Raw genomic sequence first — 16,463 nt, 5'->3', positions numbered from 1 at the left:
TTTATATAATTAGCAAAAGAGAAAAGGTGTTTGAAATGAAATCGTATATTGTAGTTGGATCTGGAATTTTAGGAGCGTCTACTGCTTATCATCTTGCTAAGGCAGGTGCGAATGTTACTATCGTGGATCGCCAACAATTAGGGCAAGCAACTGATGCAGGAGCAGGTATTGTATGTCCATGGCTATCACAGCGTCGTAATAAAGCATGGTATAAAATCGTTAAAGGCGGTGCACGTTACTATTCTTCGTTAATTCAGCAATTAGAAGAAGACGGTGAAACTGACACAGGATATAGTCGTGTAGGTGCAATTAGTTTACATACTGACGAGAAAAAGTTAGATCAAATGGAAGAGCGAGCTTATAAACGACGTGAAGATGCCCCAGAGATTGGTGAAATAACTCGCTTATCAGCTGAAGAAACAAAAAAATTATTCCCAGCATTATCAGACGAATATAGTTCTGTTCATATTAGTGGTGCTGCACGAGTGAATGGAAGATTATTACGCAATGCATTAATAAGTGCTGCGAAAAAACATGGTGCAACTTTTATAAAAGGCGATGCCATATTAGTCCGTGAAGGAAATCATATTACTGGAGTTACAGTAAACGATGAAACAATTTTAGCAGAAAAGGTTATTGTAACTGCAGGCGCATGGGCGAATGAAATCTTGAACCCATTAGGAATTAATTTCTTAGTTACATTCCAAAAAGGACAAATTGTTCATCTGCAAATTGAAAATACAGCAACAGAAAATATGCCAGTTGTTATGCCACCGAACGATCAATATATTTTAACGTTTGACAATGGTCATGTCGTAATTGGTGCAACACATGAGAATGATACTGGTTTCGATCATCGTGTAACAGCAGGTGGTTTACATGAAGTATTCCATAAGGCATTAGCAGTTGCACCTGGCTTAGAAAATGCTACAATGCTTGAAACGAGAGTTGGATTCAGACCATTCACACCAGGATTCTTACCTGTTATCGGGCCACTACCTAACTTTGAAGGAATTCTCGTTGCGAATGGATTAGGGGCTTCGGGTTTAACAGCTGGTCCATACTTAGGAGCGGAACTTGCTAAACTAGCGCTCGGACAACCGATTGAATTAGATTTAAATGATTATGACGTTGCTGGCGCAATTGAATAATATGGAGTACTGCTAACATTTATGAAAAACCATGCTAAACAAATTCGACAGAGAATAAGTAGTTTTTCCTCTGTTAAGAGTAAGCCTGTTTATGAAAAATAAAATTGTTTAAAAATAGAGGGCCGACATTATAAACCTGCATTAATAATGTAGAATTGTGATGTCGGCTCTTTATTCATATTGCTTTAAAACTTATTTTCGAGAGGAGGTTAAGTAATGAGAGCGCCATATCAAGTATTGATATTTCCTTATATAAAAACTGCCGATTCTATTCAATATGCCATTTTTAACCGAAGTGATTATGGTTATTGGCAAGGAATAGCTGGTGGCGGAGAAGACGGTGAGATTCCTATTGAATCAGCAAAACGGGAAGCATTTGAAGAGGCTGGTATTACAAGAGAATGTCCATATATACAATTAGATTCTGTGTCTTCACTATCAGTAGAAGATGTAGTTGGAGGATTCCTTTGGGGAGAAGAGGTTTATGTAATAAAAGAATTTTCTTTTGGAGTTAAAGTCCCTACAAAAAACATATCATTATCTAAAGAACACTTCAATTATAAATGGTTATGCTTTGAGGAAGCAATAACGTTTTTGAAATGGGATAGCAACAAAACAGCATTGTGGGAATTAAACAAAAGACTATTAAAACAATAAAAGTTTTAGCTAACAAAGATAGTATTGGAACAAGAATGGAACCATTAACAAACCTTTGCTACACTTCTAAACAATGTTTTAGATTATAAAATAGAGTAATATAGATTTTGTATAGGTAATTTACTAAGAGAACTTGTACTAAGAAAAGCCCTATACAGTTGACTCTGAAAAAATGAAAATAGTTAGAAATATTTTTATATCGTACGGTTTTTGGCTATGAATAACGGAATAGATATTAAGTATTCAACAGTTTAAATAAAACGAGTTAGCTTTTTATTTTAAGAAGAAAGATGACTCGTTTTATGCTAAAATTCGCTTAGTGTATATTTTCGTTAAAATGTGGGTGGGCCCCCTTTTAGCAAAACCGGAGTGGGAATGATGAGTATAAATAGTTTTGTGGGATTGATAAAGGACGAATTATTAAAAGAGGTAAGTATAAGAAGTGAGGATGAATTCGAGCCTGTAGTAGTTAAAGATATTCCTAGACTTTGGAAGTGTTTAGGAACAGGTAATTATGCCGCAGTATTCATGCACAAAGAATACAAAGATTGGGTAGTGAAAGTTTACGTGCGAGAAGGAGAAGGAATTGAAAAAGAGTCAGAAGTATACCGAAGAATTGGAGATCATCCTTCTTATTCAAAGCTTATATATAAAGGAGAAAATTTCATAGTATTGAAACGTTTAAAAGAAATTACCTTATACGATGCTATTCATAAGGGAATTAAAATTCCTAAGCAAGTAATACTTGATATTAATGAGGCTTTAGAGTATGCGAGGGAACAAGGGTTAACTCCTTGTGATGTTCACGGGAAAAATGTGATGATGGAAAAAGGAAGGGGATATGTAGTCGATGTATCTGATTTCTTAAAAACAAAAGAAGATAGTAAGTGGAGAGACCTAGAAAAGGCATATTTCACCTTTTATTTTCCTTTCATTTATAAATTGCCTTTCCCCGTTAAAATACCGTATTTTATGTTAAACATTGTTAGACGTTCGTACAGAAAATATAAGAAGCTTAAAAAGAACTTCAAATTATAAAAGGATCACATATGTTCCTGAAAACGATTTGAATTCACATAAATAACTTTAGAAAAATTTAAAATTTTGTTTAGGGGCTACTTCAAGACCTTAGCTTGCTGGGCATATGGTGCTACCTCAAAATATAAAAAGATTAGGAGTGAATCCTAATCTTTTTATTTATACATATTTTTGTTATGAATATCACTATCAATTCCAAAACGGGATATTTTGAATAAATGAAACCGTCAAAATAAGTGTTGATACGGAACCAGCAGTTACTAAAGTTACTATTTTTCGTCCATTCTGTTCTTTTGAAGGTTTTATAAGTTCTGTAATTAACACAATCCATATTATGATAGAGATTATTGAAATAATATCTATAGACATATGTAACACATCCCTTCTTGTTTTCACATAAATATTTCTTCTTTTATAAAATAAAAGCAATTTAACAAGAAAATATGTAACGCATTACAAATCAATATTTTCCTGTTAAACCACCTTTTTTAAATAGAAATACGACTGATAAAACGATAACAACAGCCTTCAAACTTCCCCAATATGGATAAATAGCATGATCTGTTAGACTAGCATATTGAAAAATATTCTCTAAACCGAAAATTCCTATCATGACTGCTAAAATGAATGAAGCTGATCCATACGTCCCGTTATGATAGAGGGTAAATAAATAGACTGCGAAAATTAGTGGTAAGATGATTTGTAGTACGATTATCATAGTTCGTCCCCCATATTATTTATAATTATATTATATACAAAATTGTAATAAAAAGGAATACGACTTATTTGATACTAACAGAACTACTCTAATCATATTCTTCTATAAAAAGAAGAAAAAGGGGTGTACAGTTAATTGACAAAAGTTAAAGTTAGTTTACGACCCATTGTTCATAATATAAATTTACCAACCGTATTGAAAACAACAATACTTCCAGGCGAATCGACCGAAAGACTATTTATCGCAACCCAATTAGGAGAGATTTTTTACATAGGGAATGGAGTTATAAAGATATTTTTAGATATTCGTCACCTAATTATTAAATTAGGTACATTTGAAGAAGGTGTTTCTAGTAGCGGTTATGATGAACGCGGATTGCTAGGACTTGCGTTCCATCCACAATTTTATCAAAATAGGTTATTTTATCTACATTATTCAGTAGCCGGAACTCAAGGGCCAGGTGCACTTTCTGAACAATTTAAACCGAATCCTTGTGACCCTAAAACATTAAATTTAAAGTGGGTTAATAGAAATACGCAATATGATCACATTGATACTGTGGAAGAATGGACTTTACAACCTAATGGTCAAGCTCAAAAGCGACGAACATTACTGAATGTAAGAAGACCATTTTTTAATCATAACGGAGTCAATAGTTTAAACTTTTCACCTGAGACTGGAAAACTTGTTTTTACAAATGGAGATGGCGGATCAGGTTATGATCCATTTAACTTAAGCCAAGATGATTTAGAAATAGCAGGTAAAATAATTGAAATCGATGTAAGTAAAAATACATTTATAAATAACCCTCCTGTAGTTACACGCTTCGATGAACTTCCTTTATCTATACAAGAAACACTTACAGTAATTGCAAAAGGAGTACGTAATATAACCGGCATTTCATTTCAAAGGTTTTATAATCAATATATCAAATACGCCGGAAATGTCGGACAAGATATTGTAGAGTCTATTTTTTCATTTGTTCAATATAAACCTATACCGGTTACAGAACTTGTTCAAATGCATTTTATGAGGCTCACTCCCAATCAAGATGGGTTTATCAATTTTGGTTGGAGAGGATGGGAAGGGGATTTACCTACTTCTTTTATACGGCATTGTTCCGAAAATCAGACTTTGGATGAAAGAACAATGACTTATTATGATGAAACAATACAAACTTCAGCGAGGCGTATTCTGCCTCTACTTAGTTATTTTCATCAAGATTCCAGACCCGATAAGTTTGGAGGAACTTCCCTTACAGGAGTTCAGCCATATATGGGAAATGCAATTCCAAATTTAACAGGTAGCGTAGTGTTTACTGACCTTGCTAAGAAAGAAGATTCTCGACCGCCAGTTAAAGGTGTTTTAGCATATACTAGAGCAGGTACAGACGGTAAACATGCTGATTTTCATGCTATTGAAACCAATTATGATTTTGGTACGCAAGCAGCTTATTATATGAGTTTAGGAACAAATTTGAATCAAACTAAATTATATTTAGGAGTTTACGGTTCTATGAAAGTAACTGATTTTAATAAAGGTACCATTTTTGAAATTATCCCTTAATACGATACAAATTATCAGTCTAAAAATATAATATAAGGAATTCATTCTGTTCCCAAAACGCACGACTTAACTTATCCCCCTAAAAATCTTCAATGTATGAGCATCTATTAACTTGCAGAAAGTAACTCATAAACCGTATGTGTACGAATAATATAGAAAGTAATGAATGAGGTATCTTTAGGGGGTATTTTAATGAATCGGTTTGTACGTTATTGGTATCAACTGATGATAGAGCATGATACAAGCTTTGTTCATAAAAGGAAATTGTCCCTTGCGAATAAATTAGTACTTACAGCTTTGATGAGTGCATTGGCTACCATGTTTCAAGCAGCGGGGAACTTAATTCCTGGTATAGGTTTGCTCATTAGTCCATTTTCGACATTACCGATTTTTTTTGCTATTTTCTATTCTATTCGTGAGGGAATACTTTCTTATATTCTTACTATTCTTCTATTATTTATTATTGAGCCCAGTGAACTAATTGTTTTTCCTTTTACTACAGGCTTATTAGGTCTAGCCTTAGGGGTATCCTTTTTAAAATTAAAGAAAAGAATTTGGATTGTTTCTTTTTCAGCAACTTGTCTACTTATAGGTATTATGATCGTTCTCGATGTTTTCCGCTTTCCGGTACTTGGTCCTGCTGTTCATACAACTATGGATATAAAAATTATTTTATTGATATTTATACTGAGCTTTCTATACTGCTGGATTTATGCAGGTTTTTGCAGAATAATGATGAATAGATTATGTAAAGTGTTGTATTGACAATGGCATAATGAAGATTGGAGAATGCATTCATGACTAACGTTGCAGTTAGAAGACCGAATTTGAATGATGTAGATGAACTATATTTATTTTTCCGTATCGTTATTACGAATACATACAAAAATGAAGGATTGTCACAATTATTGGATGACATAGAAAATGAAATTAACTCAAAAAAGCGGTATTTGAAAAGTGATTTTGAAAGTAACGGAGAAAGTCGTTACTTTTTATTAGCGATTGATACAAATAACGATAAAATCCTTGGAACAATTGAAGTTGGTCCAGCAAGTACATTGATTAATAGTTGTACAGGTGGTGTACTTAAGGATTTGTATGAAATAGGAACTGTATTTATACTTCCAGAGTATCAAAGAAAGGGTATCGGGAGTTTACTGCTACATACAATGTTTCTTACGTTACTTAGCAGAGGAATAACAGAATTCTGTTTAGATAGTGGATACAGAAAAGCGCAAAGTATATGGACAAAGAAGTTTGGAGAGCCTAGTTATGTACTGAAAGATTATTGGGGAGAATCAAGTGATCATATGATTTGGAAGAAGAGTTTACATGATACACCTATAATATTTGAATTATAAAATGAAATATACCTATGAACGTAGCTTTTCTTACATATGTATGCTATTATTTATCTTTATAATAAAAGAGGACGTGAATGAACTTGATTAAAATTAGTATCCCTGAAGTTGATGTTACAATTACTGAACGTAAACAAGTTATTAAAGGAGACGAGCCAATCATTACTCCAATTAATGGATTTATCGATTTCCACTTGTTCCCTAGAGATAAAGGCGGCATTTTTATGTTTTACAATATTAATGACGAACTACTTTTCGTAGGTAAAGCTCGTAAAATTAGACAACGTATTAAGAAGCATTTTGAAGATAATGTTTCACCAATTAAAAATCACCGTGATGAAGTATACCGCATTGATGCATGTATCGTAGAAGATCCAACAGAAAGAGAAATTTACGAAACGTATATCATTAATGAATACAAAGCGAAATATAACGTTGATAAAGTATTCTACAAATAATCAACATTAATAAAAAACAATCCTAGCTAATATGCCAGGATTGTTTTTTATTTAGATTTATTCTTCATATCTTTCTCCTTTTTTCAAATGATTAGCCACAATAAAACAGAATATCCCTATAAATATAAGTACAATACCAAGCGTTTTATGTTTTCCCTCAAAGAAAGGAATATCTGAAATAACATTTGTCATACATAGTCCTAAAAATACAAGGATAGGGCCCATCCAAAGTAATACATTACCGAATTTTGTGTGCTTCCACATAATAACCCTCCTTAATTCTCTTTACATATATATCCATAAACGAAAAGTAAATTCATAGAGAAATATAGTTTTTTTCATATCGAAAATTTAACCCTCATATATTGGTACAAGCAAAAGAGAAAGGAGACCATCATGAATTGGTTAGAAGCTTTCATATTAGGTATAATTCAAGGTTTAACAGAATTTTTACCAATCAGTAGTACCGGACATCTTTATTTAGGAAGGCATTTATTTCAATTAGATGAAGCAGGCTTATTTTTAGATACGATGTTGCATATTGGGACTTTACTTGCAGTGTTTATTTATTACAAAAAAGAATTTATATATTTAATTAAAAACCCATTTTCAAAGCTCATGTTATTACTTATTGTTGGGACGATACCTGCAGTTGTTATTGGTTTATTGTTTAAAGACTTCTTTGAAGATATTTCAAAAACAGGAATCACGATCGGTTGGGAGTTTTTAGTGACCGGATTCTTTCTCTACATGGCAGATAAACAAAAGAATGGTCGTAAAAAAATGGGTGACATAACATATAAAGACGCATTAATTATCGGTTCATTTCAAGCTGCTGCTATTTTTCCAGCCATTTCCCGTTCTGGAATGACAATTGTCGCTGCATTATGGAGAAAATTAGACCGTGAAACTGCTGCTTACTTTTCTTTTTTACTGTCGACACCAGCTATTGTTGGAGCTATCATTTTGCAATTTGCAGACGTTTTTCAAGGGAAAGCAGAATCTATTTCTAGTACATCTTTAATTGTCGGAACGTTATCAGCAGCGTTTTTTGGATACATAGCCGTTTCATGGATGATTCAATATTTAAAACGTCACTCCTTAAAAGTATTCGCGTATTACGTATGGGGATTAGGTATTTTAATTTTAACGTTGCAATTTACTGATGTATTTTAAGTATAATGATAAAGAAGTTAATTAGTTTAAGATCCTGTTTCATTCATACAAGGCAGGATCTCTTTTTATTAAGGGGGAAAATATGTTTAATAAGGCTATCGTTATTGGTGGAAGTATGGCAGGAAAGTTTGCAGCAAAAGCATTATCAACTTTTTTTAAAGAAGTAATCATTTTAGAAGTCGGTGAAAAATGGGATGGAAAAGCTTCAAGAAAAAGAGTTCCACAAAGTAATCATCCTCACGTGTTATTAAAAGGTGGAGAAAAAGCAATTGAAGAATTGTTTCCTACTATTACGAATGAATTAATAGAAGCGGGTAGTATTATAAACAACTTTACACGTGATTTGAAATGGCATCAATTCGGTCTATGGAAACAACCTTTCATAGGGGAAGTACATATGATTCAACAAAGTCGTCCTTTACTAGAATGGCATATTCAAAAACGAATACATCAGATTTCAAATATTACTATTAAATATGAAACATTGGTTAAAGGGTTATTGGTAGATGAAAAGCTTAACAAAGTGTGTGGAGTAAAAGTTAAATATTTAGAGACAGACATACAAGAAGAAGTTCATGCAGACCTTGTAGTTGATGCGAGTGGATTTGGCTCAAAAAGTATAGAGTGGTTACGAGAATACGAAATTGAAGTACAAGAAGAGAAAGTTCGTATTGATTTATTTTACGCAACGAAAATGTTCAAACTTAAAGAAAATGAGAAATTAGACTGTTGCAATGTGCTAATGTCTCCGAGTTTCCCTGATAACCCTTATGGCGTTCTTATTCAAACGATAGAAGATAATCGTTATTTTGTTACTTTCAGTGGATACGCAAACGAGAAAGCACCACAAACAGATGATGAGTTTTATGATTTTGCTGAAAACCTATCAATTTCTAATGTTACAGACTTCCTAAACAAGGCTGAGGGAATTACTGATATAAAGACATACAAAATTCCCTATCAAGTACGCCGGCGATTTGATTTAGTGAATAATGTACCAGAAGGCTTATTAGTTGTTGGAGATGCGCAATGTCGTTTTGATCCCGTTTTCGGCCAAGGCGTATCAGTTGCTGCTATGGAGGCTCACCAGTTGCAATTACTTCTGCAAGGTAGAAAACAACTTGATAAAACATTTACACAACAATTTTATAAAAAGGCAGCTAATATAATAGAAACCCCATGGGATATGACAACAACGGAAATATCACGTCATCCGCAACTAAAGAGAGAATTAACTACAAAACAAAAATTTCAGCTATGGTATACGAAACAAATATATCGACTATCCGCAAGTAATTCTGATGTTTATATTCGGTTAGTACGAGTGATGAATTTAATTCGTAGTCCATTTCATCTTTTTCATCCGAAAGTGCTACTATCTGTATTACTTAATCGAAAGTAATAGCAGGAATATAATTGATTAAAAAAGAATGTATAACAGTTAGTAAATCTAGAAGGAGAATACGGGATGGAAATATACATAGAGCAACTAAAGAAACAAGATGCTAAGGATTTATTTACGTTTGAACTTACGAATAAATATTTTTTTGAAACAATGGTACCAAATCGTGGCTCAAAATATTTTGAATTTGAATATTTCCAAAAACTACTAGACGATTTATTAATAGAACAAGCAGATGGAGATTCTTATTTTTATTTAATTCGTAATGAAGAAAAAGAAATTGTAGGGCGAATTAATTTAGTAGATATAGATACGGAAACTCGAATTAGTTCTCTAGGGTATCGGGTCGAAGAAAAATTTACTAAAAAAGGCGTTGCTACAGCAGCCGTAAAATTAATTTTAGATGTAGCGAAAAAGAATGAAATTACTGAAGTTCATGCTAAAACAACTACTAATAATCTCGCATCACAAATTGTACTAGAAAAAAGCGGATTTTCTTCTTATCAAAACGAATCAGATATAACATCTGTAGAATTAAATGGAGAACATGTGAAGTTTGTACACTATATTTGGAGAAATACTTCGCGCTTATAATAAGGAGGACTTATTCATGAATGATTTACGTTATCCAATTGGCCAATTTACATACAAACGTCCTATAACTGAAGAAATGATTGATACATGGATTCAAGAAATTGAAGATTTACCTCATGAACTAACAAAGGCAATTAAAGATTTAGATCAGAAGCAGTTAGATACACCATATCGCGTTGGAGGGTGGACTGTCCGTCAAGTTGTTCATCACGTTGTTGATAGCCATATGAATAGCTACATACGCTTTAAATTAGCACTGACAGAAAAGAATCCAACTATTAAGCCGTATAAAGAAGAGAAGTGGGCAGAGTTACCCGATTCAAAATTACCGGTAGATGTTTCACTAGTAATGCTAGATTCATTACATAAAAGATGGGTTAACCTTTTATATTCTCTAGAAATTGAAGATTTAGAAAAGACATTTAACCATCCTGAAACTGGTGAAACAAAACTTGCTGTTGCAATAGGACTATATGCATGGCATGGTCGTCATCATACCGCTCATATTACCTCGTTAAGAAAGCGACTTAATTGGTAACATGGAGATTACATTAGAGAAGGCGACAGAAAGTGATGCAGAAGTTATATTTCAAATGCAAATAGACTCATTTAGCCCTTTATTACATAAATATAAAGACTATGAAACAAATCCAGCAAATGAAACTATCGAAAAAACTATTTGTAGAATAAATCATGTAGACGGTGGCTTCTATAAAATAATAGTGGCAATGAATCTTGTTGGAGCGATATGCATTTCACAAAAAGAAACACCCTCTAAATTTTGGATCAGTCCAATGTTTATTCACCCGAGTTATCAAGGAAAAGGAATTGCCCAAAAGGTACTTACATTAATTGAGGAAATGTTTCCTGAAGCAACGAGCTGGGAACTTGCTACTATTTTAGAAGAAGAGAAAAATTGTTTTTTGTATGAAAAGATGGAGTATAAAAGAACAGAAGTTATAAAGAAATTAAATGATGAAACTACACTTATTTATTACAAAAAAGAAAGGTAAAGCATATAAAATACGCTTTACCTTTTTATGTTATTTTAGATTAAAAATACAAAAATAATGTATGTTCTTCCAAAATACTCGGATTAGTAATTTTAAAAATGAATAAAAATACAAAAACCACTACTTTGTCGTAAAGGTTACTAACGCTTTTTGAATGCTTAAAATACTATCGTCACCTTTAAATTCTTTCGTAATTGGATCCTCCATACTAGACACCCAAATTTTAAGTTCTGCATCTAAATCAAAATGCCCAGCCGTTTCGATGCTATATTGTGTAATACTTTTATAAGGAATAGAATGGTATTCTGTTTTTTTGCCAGTTACTCCTTGTTTATCTACTAAAATAAGACGACGATTTGTAAATACGATTAAATCACGAATTAATTTATAAGCATGCTCTACTTTTTCATCGTCTAGCATAATCTTCTCTAAATCACGTTCTACACTTTCAGAACTCGTATTTGATGCATTTCCTAAAATACCGCTAAATAAACCCATATTAAATTCCTCCTTTAATATATGTGGAATGAATTACTTATATTGTAACATGTTACTCACAAAGATATTATGACATTACTTTAGTAGTTTCTGGTTATTGTTGTAATTAGTTTATATAACCTCATCTTAAAATCTTATGCTAATATGAAATTAAGAAAAAAGAAGCAGAGGGATATAGCATGAAGAATATAGGTTTAGTATTAGAAGGCGGAGGAATGAAAGGTTTATATACTGCAGGTGTACTCGAATATTTCATGGAAAAGAACTTATTCTTTCCGTATGTAGTCGGCGTATCAGCTGGAGCCTGTATGGGAGCAACTTATTTATCACGTCAAAAAGGGAGAAATAAGAAAGTAAATACAGAGCTAGTAGCAGATCACCGTTATATATCTTATCGAAATTTGATTCGAAAACGCGAATTATTCGGAATGGATTTTTTATTTGATGAAGTACCTAATAAAATTGTACCATTTGATTTTCAAACTTTCTTAAAATGTAATGAACAGTTTGTCATAGGGACGACTGATTGCGAATCAGGACAAGCCATTTATTATAATAAAGCAGAACACGGAAATGATATTTTAAAAATCATTCGCGCCTCAAGCTCTGTACCGTTTATAGCACCTGCTGTAGAATATAATAATCGAAAATTATTAGATGGAGGGATTATAGACCCTATACCAGTTTTGAAAGCCCAAAAGGATGGTTATGAAAAGAACGTTGTCATTATGACAAAGCCAGAAGGATATGAGAAGCAGCGAAATAAATTTTCAGGCCTGGCTAAAATTTTATATAGAAAATATCCGAAAATCGCAGAGAATTTAGTAGACCATTATCGTTTTTATAATGAGACGATATCTTATATGAATCGAGAAGAACAAAAAGATAATTTTTATGTAATTCAACCAAGTGTACAGCTTCCTATAAGCGGAATAGAAAGAAATAAGGAAAAGCTCGTTAATCTATATAATCTTGGGTATATAGATGCTCAATATCATTATGAAAACTTATTAAATTGGATAGGGAAATAAAGGGGTGGAAAGTTGAAGTTAGGAAAACGAATTATTTTTAAGGAATTGCAGAAAATGCATAGTCCACTTCATAAACCGTTTCCTTATCGTGCTACAGCAAAATTGCAGCGAGACTTAAAAAGTAAATTTACCGAAGATGACTGTATAAACGCTGATTTTAATCATTATTGGATGCATACAGCAGCTACTTTAAATTCTGTACTAAATGGAAACGAACAGAACATTACGTTTCAACAAATAAAGTGGTTAAGAAAATCGTTTTTTGAGTGGTTTCCGCAATATCGTTTTCTAGAAACAGAAATTGTGAATTATCCCATTTTGTATAGAGATTTCATAAGTTATGAGAAGACCAGGAAGCTATTACTTTATTACCTTACTGAATAAAAGCGAAAACGTACAGGTTACATTACTTGTACGTTTTTTTGTTCATAAAACATTCAATATTAACAACTAGTTTATATAGGAATTCTAATGAGAAGAAAGAAGTACATATAATAGAATGATACAGGGGAGGAGAGAGGAATAGCTGTTTTACTTTAAGTTATTGTCCAACTCGAATACAGTTAGTTATTTATGTTAAAATATTTCGAGTGAAATCAAGCTTTTAAGGATTTCATTAAACATTAAACAAAACAAGTTAGCAACGTAGAAGGGATAACATTAACATGAAAAACGTATCAAATATAGATAAAGTAGAATCAATAAAATCTTTACAGTCAACAATTAGTAAACTTGAAAATGCCTTATCACAGATGACTCAAAAAGGATCAAATACTACTTTAGTGAAAAAAAGACTCAAAGCAGCTAGTATCGGCTTAGCTATGTTAGAAAGTGTTTGGAAGCAAGAAACTCATTATTATACTCAGGAAGATTTAGCAGAAGCTCGTAATGTTCTAATTGGTTTGCTTCCATCAATTGAAAAGATTTACGTTAAGTCAAAGCTTGGGAGTCCTCAAAGAACGCTTTTAGAAAGAAGAATAAAATCATTAGAACTTTCTATTCAGGCAATTGATTATTTTTCTAATAAATAACTTCGCTAAACAAATAACTTACGACTACTTTTATATAGGGATTCTAATGAAAAAAACTACATATAGAATACTACAAAGGAGGAGAGGTGACTACAATAATCAGTCCTAAGTTAGAGAAGCTTAAAAATTAATTAAAGAATGGAAACAAAAAAGCTCTTTATACTTTTTTGCATGAAATAAAGTCAAATCACACGCCACTAATAGAACAATGCCCTGCAGATAATCAGTATAAGCTTATAACGTATATATGGTTAGGGGATCAAAACACTGAAAACGTTTATGTATTCGGTAGTTTTCCTGGTTGGGATTTGTCTGTAAATCAATTACAACGATTGTTACAGACAGATATTTGGTATGTAACGTTTAGGACGGATAAGAGTTTTATTTCAACGTACTATTTTTCAGTAAACGATGTTTTCGAAAATGATTGGATAAAGCGTAGTGAACAGTACGAAATAGACCAATTTAATCGAAATACATTTGGAGAAGGTACCAATAAAGCGTCTGTGTTAAACATAGGAATGGAGGTGCAATATAGCAGTCGTTTTCCTTCAAATGATTATCCATCCGGAAAGATTGAAACATATTCTTTTTATAGTTCGATTTTAAATAACACACGCAAAATTCATATTTATACGCCTCATGATTATTCTCACACTTCACATCTTCAAGAACTTCTCATTGTATTTGATGGGAATTCATTCATTAATTACCTTTCAATCACAAAAACACTTAATTATTTAATTTACGAAAAAGAAATCCCATCGTGTATTGCTATTGCTATAGATCCTGTCGATCGATTAGAAGAGCTAACTTATAACGATAAAATGAATGCATTTTTAACGAAGGAATTACTTCCGTGGATTCAAGCTAAGTATCACGTTTATCAAGAAAAGAATCATATAACAATTGCTGGTTTCAGTCTTGGTGGCTTAGCAGCTTTTTATGCAGCACTTCAAAATCCACATATTTTCGGAAATGTGTTGTCACTGTCTGGATCCGTACATTGGAAAAAGGAGAATTATGAAAATACAATTCCTTGGATTGAAAATCAAATTTCATCAATATATTCTAATGCGACTCATCTACATTCTTACATAGCAGTAGGTGAACTCGAAAACGAACCTCTTTTAACGGCTAATAGACGGCTATATAAAGCTTTAGAAGAAAAGAAACGCCCAAACCACTTACGAAGAGTTTCAAGGCGGACATGATAGCGTATGGTGGCGAGAAAAGCTATTCGATGGATTAAGGGCATTAGAATTTACAAAAACGACATTAGAAAATAAAAAGGAGAGAGAATCTATGAATCAAGAAGAACTAGATAAAAAACTAAAAAAACAAGAGATTTTAGTAAAAGATGAGAAAGTTTGGTCTTATACGTATGAGGATCATATTAGTTCTATCGTTAAACAAGCAGAAAAGAAAGGAGCTTTTGATAATTTACCTGGTAAAGGGAAACCTCTTAATCTTGATAAAGATCTTTCTTACAATCCTGAAAAGCAACTTTATAGAACTTTAGCAAATAATCATGTTTTACCTAGGTGGATTGAGCTTTCAAAAGAAATTGATGATTTAAAAGAAAAACTAAAAGAAAATACAAATACTGCAGAAGCAGCGGACTTAATTCGAACTATTAATAAAAAGGTTTTAGAACATAATCTACTTTGTCCACCAAGCGCGCAAAAAATGAGGGTGAAAATGGATTTTTAACGATTTTCAATTAAGCTATCGCTTGCTATATAATTAAGTTAGGCATTTTCAATTCATTACTAAAGGGAGGCAAATGTAGTGAAGAATACGTATCAACTTCAAATTCCGAAAGAACTAGAACAGTATCGTAGTATTTTAGAAGAAAGTGTGAAACCGTATGTTAAAGTGTCTGGAACGCAAGCAGAGACAACGCTTTTTGAAAGTAAGTTTGGTGGATATCCGTATTTACCTATAGATCAAGAGCATCCTAAAGACTCAAACGGACAACCTATGATGTTACTTGCGCAGTTAAACCTTGAAGAAATACCAAACATTGAACATATGCCTCAACATGGAATGTTACAGTTTTTCATAAGTGCTGAAGAAGATCTTTTTGGAGCAGATTTTGATCATCCCACAAGCCAAAAAGACTTTCGAATTGTTTATCATTCTACAATCACAGCGGATTTAACTAAGGTGATTACTGATTTTAGTTATTTAAACACTTTAGATTTAGAGAATTTTATCATACCCAAAGCAGCAAAACTAAAGTTTGAGTTGGCATATCAACCAGTAACACCAAGAGATTATCGATTTGAAATGATTTTTAGTGATAACATTGATTGGGAAGAAATTGTTGATGAAGAAAATAATACAGAATTAGGCGAACTGTATGATGATTTATGTAAGGATCAAGGACATAAAATTGGTGGTTATCCATTTTTCACACAGACAGATCCAAGGGAATGGGAAGAAAAATACCAGCAACATGACATATTATTGCTGCAAATCGATACAGACGATTCATTAAATATTATGTGGGGCGATTCTGGGGTTGCTAATTTCTTTATACGTAAGGAAGATTTGTTAAATCTAGATTTTTCCAATGTCATTTACAATTGGGATTGTTACTAGAAGATATAAATAAAATAATAGCAAACAAAAAATCTTCCTGAAGGTGAGGAGGATTTTTTTATGTTAAAAATAAGCGTTATGTTAACTAGAATAAAAAACAATGAGTGTAATGAAAGTCAAGTCTAAATAACAGAAATAACAACAAATAATGTAAAGTTGTAA

General features: G+C 32.5%; 20 protein-coding genes and 1 pseudogene. 17 read left to right on the top strand and 4 right to left on the bottom strand.

The genetic code is table 11. The features are described 5' to 3' along the window. The first annotated feature begins 35 nt into the window (after positions 1–35). The 3 genes from ACO6VI_RS28475 (at position 36) to ACO6VI_RS28465 (ending at position 2,846) form a co-directional block, all read left to right on the top strand. The gene (locus ACO6VI_RS28475; protein WP_063547454.1) at positions 36–1,151 is read left to right on the top strand and encodes an NAD(P)/FAD-dependent oxidoreductase; all 1,116 of its coding nucleotides are present in this window, start codon (positions 36–38) and stop codon (positions 1,149–1,151) included. 216 nt (positions 1,152–1,367) lie between these two features. After that, positions 1,368–1,808 carry an NUDIX hydrolase gene (locus ACO6VI_RS28470; protein ID WP_063547453.1) on the top strand — a complete coding sequence of 147 codons (441 nt, stop codon included), beginning with the start codon at positions 1,368–1,370 and terminating at the stop codon, positions 1,806–1,808. A 378-nt stretch (positions 1,809–2,186) separates the two neighbouring features. After that, positions 2,187–2,846: a serine/threonine protein kinase gene (locus tag ACO6VI_RS28465; protein WP_000026522.1), complete on the top strand. Its 660-nt coding sequence runs from the start codon at positions 2,187–2,189 to the stop codon at positions 2,844–2,846. 189 nt (positions 2,847–3,035) lie between these two features. On the opposite strand, the gene ACO6VI_RS28460 is transcribed toward ACO6VI_RS28465, so the two are convergent. Together ACO6VI_RS28460 and ACO6VI_RS28455 are read right to left on the bottom strand one after the other, a co-directional pair. Continuing rightward, the gene (locus tag ACO6VI_RS28460) at positions 3,036–3,215 is read right to left on the bottom strand and encodes a hypothetical protein (RefSeq protein WP_063547452.1); all 180 of its coding nucleotides are present in this window, start codon (positions 3,213–3,215) and stop codon (positions 3,036–3,038) included. A gap of 91 nt (positions 3,216–3,306) precedes the next feature. Next, a complete protein-coding gene (locus tag ACO6VI_RS28455) occupies positions 3,307–3,564 on the bottom strand; it encodes a hypothetical protein (protein ID WP_000587696.1) in 258 nt (85 codons plus the stop codon). Positions 3,565–3,699: 135 nt separating this feature from the next. On the opposite strand from ACO6VI_RS28455, the gene ACO6VI_RS28450 reads away from it, so the two are divergent. The 4 genes from ACO6VI_RS28450 to ACO6VI_RS28435 all read left to right on the top strand — a co-directional run bounded on the left by ACO6VI_RS28450 (position 3,700) and on the right by ACO6VI_RS28435 (position 6,949). Beyond that, the gene (locus tag ACO6VI_RS28450; RefSeq protein WP_000169996.1) at positions 3,700–5,130 is read left to right on the top strand and encodes a PQQ-dependent sugar dehydrogenase; all 1,431 of its coding nucleotides are present in this window, start codon (positions 3,700–3,702) and stop codon (positions 5,128–5,130) included. A 192-nt stretch (positions 5,131–5,322) separates the two neighbouring features. Continuing rightward, positions 5,323–5,895: a hypothetical protein gene (locus ACO6VI_RS28445; protein WP_001079231.1), complete on the top strand. Its 573-nt coding sequence runs from the start codon at positions 5,323–5,325 to the stop codon at positions 5,893–5,895. A gap of 32 nt (positions 5,896–5,927) precedes the next feature. After that, positions 5,928–6,491, top strand: coding sequence for a GNAT family N-acetyltransferase (locus ACO6VI_RS28440; RefSeq protein ID WP_063547448.1), 564 nt, complete (start codon positions 5,928–5,930; stop codon positions 6,489–6,491). A gap of 77 nt (positions 6,492–6,568) precedes the next feature. Beyond that, positions 6,569–6,949, top strand: a complete 381-nt coding sequence (locus ACO6VI_RS28435; protein ID WP_001048947.1) for a nucleotide excision repair endonuclease — start codon at positions 6,569–6,571, stop codon at positions 6,947–6,949. A gap of 57 nt (positions 6,950–7,006) precedes the next feature. Here the strand turns inward: ACO6VI_RS28435 and ACO6VI_RS28430 are convergent, their stop codons facing one another. Then, positions 7,007–7,213, bottom strand: coding sequence for a hypothetical protein (locus ACO6VI_RS28430; protein WP_000265470.1), 207 nt, complete (start codon positions 7,211–7,213; stop codon positions 7,007–7,009). A gap of 132 nt (positions 7,214–7,345) precedes the next feature. Here ACO6VI_RS28430 and ACO6VI_RS28425 point away from each other — a divergent pair, with 132 nt between their 5' ends. The 5 genes from ACO6VI_RS28425 to ACO6VI_RS28405 all read left to right on the top strand — a co-directional run bounded on the left by ACO6VI_RS28425 (position 7,346) and on the right by ACO6VI_RS28405 (position 11,134). Next, a complete protein-coding gene (locus ACO6VI_RS28425; RefSeq protein WP_001104276.1) occupies positions 7,346–8,125 on the top strand; it encodes an undecaprenyl-diphosphate phosphatase in 780 nt (259 codons plus the stop codon). 82 nt (positions 8,126–8,207) lie between these two features. Continuing rightward, positions 8,208–9,527 (top strand): FAD-dependent monooxygenase, encoded by a 1,320-nt coding sequence (locus ACO6VI_RS28420; RefSeq protein ID WP_000482039.1) that lies wholly within the window; start codon positions 8,208–8,210, stop codon positions 9,525–9,527. Between the two features lie 66 nt (positions 9,528–9,593). Further along, on the top strand, positions 9,594–10,121 hold the full coding sequence (locus ACO6VI_RS28415) for a GNAT family N-acetyltransferase (RefSeq protein ID WP_161519863.1): 528 nt from the start codon (positions 9,594–9,596) through the stop codon (positions 10,119–10,121). Between the two features lie 16 nt (positions 10,122–10,137). Beyond that, positions 10,138–10,659, top strand: coding sequence for a YfiT family bacillithiol transferase (locus tag ACO6VI_RS28410; protein WP_000999062.1), 522 nt, complete (start codon positions 10,138–10,140; stop codon positions 10,657–10,659). A gap of 1 nt (position 10,660) precedes the next feature. Beyond that, positions 10,661–11,134 carry a GNAT family N-acetyltransferase gene (locus ACO6VI_RS28405; RefSeq protein WP_000406643.1) on the top strand — a complete coding sequence of 158 codons (474 nt, stop codon included), beginning with the start codon at positions 10,661–10,663 and terminating at the stop codon, positions 11,132–11,134. 120 nt (positions 11,135–11,254) lie between these two features. On the opposite strand, the gene ACO6VI_RS28400 is transcribed toward ACO6VI_RS28405, so the two are convergent. Continuing rightward, positions 11,255–11,632: a PH domain-containing protein gene (locus ACO6VI_RS28400; protein ID WP_000522472.1), complete on the bottom strand. Its 378-nt coding sequence runs from the start codon at positions 11,630–11,632 to the stop codon at positions 11,255–11,257. 179 nt (positions 11,633–11,811) lie between these two features. On the opposite strand from ACO6VI_RS28400, the gene ACO6VI_RS28395 reads away from it, so the two are divergent. From ACO6VI_RS28395 to ACO6VI_RS28375, 5 genes and pseudogenes are all read left to right on the top strand, one after another. Then, on the top strand, positions 11,812–12,663 hold the full coding sequence (locus ACO6VI_RS28395; protein ID WP_023522107.1) for a patatin-like phospholipase family protein: 852 nt from the start codon (positions 11,812–11,814) through the stop codon (positions 12,661–12,663). A gap of 12 nt (positions 12,664–12,675) precedes the next feature. Continuing rightward, positions 12,676–13,047 (top strand): YxiJ-like family protein, encoded by a 372-nt coding sequence (locus ACO6VI_RS28390; RefSeq protein WP_000765936.1) that lies wholly within the window; start codon positions 12,676–12,678, stop codon positions 13,045–13,047. 281 nt (positions 13,048–13,328) lie between these two features. Beyond that, positions 13,329–13,694: a hypothetical protein gene (locus tag ACO6VI_RS28385; protein ID WP_023522106.1), complete on the top strand. Its 366-nt coding sequence runs from the start codon at positions 13,329–13,331 to the stop codon at positions 13,692–13,694. Between the two features lie 86 nt (positions 13,695–13,780). After that, positions 13,781–15,407: pseudogene (locus tag ACO6VI_RS28380) on the top strand (DnaJ family domain-containing protein). A 78-nt stretch (positions 15,408–15,485) separates the two neighbouring features. Further along, positions 15,486–16,301, top strand: a complete 816-nt coding sequence (locus ACO6VI_RS28375) for a YwqG family protein (protein WP_000799810.1) — start codon at positions 15,486–15,488, stop codon at positions 16,299–16,301. Positions 16,302–16,463 lie beyond the last annotated feature (162 nt).

Source organism: Bacillus sp. PSXD-155 (genome assembly GCF_049310765.1).
In the GTDB taxonomy this organism is placed as follows: Bacteria; Bacillota; Bacilli; order Bacillales; family Bacillaceae_G; genus Bacillus_A; species Bacillus_A cereus.
The sequence above is the reverse complement of the archived record's forward strand: the minus strand, read 5'-3'. Positions and strand labels throughout refer to the sequence as shown.